The 2,710-nt window shown below is 62.2% G+C and carries 3 protein-coding genes; all 3 read right to left on the minus strand.

The window, feature by feature from the left end; translation table 11 throughout:
• Nucleotides 1-894, minus strand: an 894-nt coding sequence (gene purB, locus ACIOWE_RS29235; RefSeq protein ID WP_401398406.1) for an adenylosuccinate lyase, incomplete at its 3' end; no start/stop codon positions are given.
• Nucleotides 895-1,020: 126 nt separating this feature from the next.
• Nucleotides 1,021-1,644 (minus strand): high frequency lysogenization protein HflD, encoded by a 624-nt coding sequence (hflD, locus tag ACIOWE_RS29240; RefSeq protein WP_166223960.1) that lies wholly within the window; start codon nt 1,642-1,644, stop codon nt 1,021-1,023.
• Nucleotides 1,641-2,710: tRNA 2-thiouridine(34) synthase MnmA (gene mnmA / locus ACIOWE_RS29245; protein ID WP_401398408.1), on the minus strand; the 1,070-nt coding region annotated here is incomplete at its 5' end. The genes hflD and mnmA, both read right to left, overlap by 4 nt.

The raw sequence follows: 2,710 nt of genomic DNA on the forward strand, positions 1-2,710 counted from the left end.
GGTCGACGAACCGATTTCGCCAGCGATGGTGCGCTGCTTGAAATAACCCAGGGAGATGTAGCCCCAGATGTCACGGTCGAAGTCGATCAGGATGGTGTTGAAGCGCGCAATCGCGTCGAACAGCTCGGCAATGTAGTCGTGCGGTTCGATCTGTGTGGTGTACGGGTTGAAACCCAGACCCAGCTCGTCTTCGATGAAGGCGCGGGCATTGGCTTCCCAGTCGATCTGCGGGTAGGCCGACAGGTGCGCGTTGTAGTTGCCGACAGCGCCGTTGATCTTGCCCAGCAGCGGCACGGCAGCGACTTGAGCGATCTGGCGCTCGAGACGGTAAACCACGTTCGCCAGCTCTTTGCCCAAAGTGGTTGGGGAGGCTGGTTGGCCGTGGGTGCGCGACAGCATCGGCACGTCGGCGAAACGGATGGCCAGTTCGCGGATGGCGTTGGCAGTCTGACGCATCAGCGGCAGCATCACGTCGTCACGGCCTTCGCGCAGCATCAGGGCGTGGGACAGGTTGTTGATGTCTTCGCTGGTGCAGGCAAAGTGGATGAACTCGCTGACCTTGGCCAGCTCCGGCAGCTTGGCCGCCTGCTCTTTGAGCAAGTATTCGATCGCTTTGACGTCGTGGTTGGTGGTGCGCTCGATCTCTTTGACGCGCTCGGCGTGCTCCAGCGAGAAGTTTTCAGCCAGTTCATTGAGAACGGCGTTGGCCTCGGCGGAGAAGGCTGGCACTTCCGGGATACCGGCGTGAGCGGCGAGGCGCTGGAGCCAGCGCACTTCAACCAGAACGCGGGCACGGATCAGGCCGTACTCGCTGAAAATCGGGCGCAGGGCCGGGGGTGTGCCGGCGGAGCGGCCGTCAACAGGGGACACCGCCGTGAGCGAAGAAAGCTGCATGGGGTGTTCTCGGACAGTCGGGCAACGAAATGGGGCGCGTATCATACATGAAAAAATCCGCCGGTCCGTTGCCAACTGACCGGCGTATTACGCGTTACAGACTACAAAGCTTTTATTGCGCGGCGTTTACTCGCTGCGCATCAACGGATACAGCTCTTTGAGCAATTTGCGACGGCTGATCACCAATTGCCAGCGGTGGCCGCCGAGCTGTCGCCACAGGCGCGCCGAACGGATACCGGCGAGCAGCAGGGCGCGGATCTTCGAGGCGTTGCTCGGCTGTTGCAGATTGCGCATGTCGCCGTGCACCTGAATGCGTTGGCGCAGCGTGCTCAAGGTGTCCTGATACAGCGCACCGCAGGCGGCAACCACGTTTTCGTGGGCCGGGCCGAAGTGTTCGACCTGCGATTGAATCTGCGGCAGGCGCTTGCCGATCACGTCGAGCATGTCGCCGCGCTTGGCCAGTTGCCGCTCAAGACCGAGCATCGACAGCGCATAGCGCAACGGCTCGCGCTGCAAAGTGCTCGGGTCGCGCTCAAGTGCGCCGATCAGTGCGCGATAGCCCTCGCGAAGGTTAAGGTCGTCGCCGCCGTACACGTCCAGTGTGTCTTTCGGGTCGCGCACCAGCAGGCTGCCGAGCATGCAGCTCAGGCCGGCCTCGCTGGTCTGGCCGGTCTTGGCGATCCGGTCAACCAGCACAGCGGCGAGAAACACGCCGCCGAGCGCCGTCAGTTGCTCCTGAGTCGGGCTCATGCCTGGCCGCTCCACGGCTCGGCGACTTCGATCACGCCGCCGCCGAGGCAGATTTCACCGTCGTAGAACACCACCGATTGACCCGGCGTGACCGCGCGTTGCGGCTCGTCGAACACGGCGCGGTAACCGTTTGCGGTTTTTTCCAGGGTGCAGGCCTGATCGCTCTGGCGATAACGCACTTTAGCGGTCAGCCGCAGCGGCTGGCTCAAGTCGATCGGGTTAACCCAATAGATTTCCGAAGCGAGCAGGGCGCTGGAGAACAGCCACGGGTGGTTGTTGCCCTGGCCGACGATCAGCTCGTTGGTGTCCAGATCCTTGCGCAGCACGTACCACGGCTCATCGCCGGCGTCTTTCAGGCCGCCGATCCCAAGGCCCTGGCGCTGACCGATGGTGTGGTACATCAAGCCGTGGTGACGGCCGATGACTTCGCCTTCGGTGGTTTTGATTTCGCCCGGTTGTGCCGGCAGATATTGCTTGAGGAAGTCGCTGAAACGACGCTCGCCGATGAAGCAGATCCCGGTGGAATCCTTCTTCTTGGCGGTCGCCAGCTCGTATTTCTCGGCAATTGCGCGCACTTCCGGCTTTTCCAGTTCGCCGACCGGGAACAGCGTCTTGGCGATCTGTTCGCCGCCGACGGCGTGCAGGAAGTAGCTTTGGTCCTTGTTCGGATCGAGGCCCTTGAGCAGCTCGGTACGGCCGTCGATGTCGCGGCGGCGCACGTAGTGGCCGGTGGCGATCAGGTCGGCGCCAAGCATCATGGCGTAGTCGAGGAACGCCTTGAATTTGATCTCGCGGTTGCACAGGATGTCCGGGTTCGGCGTGCGCCCGGCCTTGTATTCGGCCAGGAAGTGCTCGAACACGTTGTCCCAGTACTCGGCGGCGAAGTTGGCGGTGTGCAGCTTGATACCGATCTTGTCGCACACAGCCTGCGCATCCGCCAGATCGTCCATGGCGGTGCAGTATTCCGTTCCGTCGTCTTCTTCCCAGTTCTTCATGAACAGGCCTTCCACCTCATAACCCTGCTCGATCAGCAGGAGAGCGGAAACGGATGAGTCCACGCCGCCGG

The sequence above is a fragment of the Pseudomonas sp. NPDC087598 genome, assembly GCF_044743525.1.
Lineage (GTDB): Bacteria > Pseudomonadota > Gammaproteobacteria > Pseudomonadales > Pseudomonadaceae > Aquipseudomonas.

Bases quoted from the DNA above. Each gene is read 5' to 3' on its own strand.
- hflD (WP_166223960.1), bottom strand. From the start codon at position 1,644: ATGAGCCCGACTCAGGAGCAACTGACGGCGCTCGGCGGCGTGTTTCTC.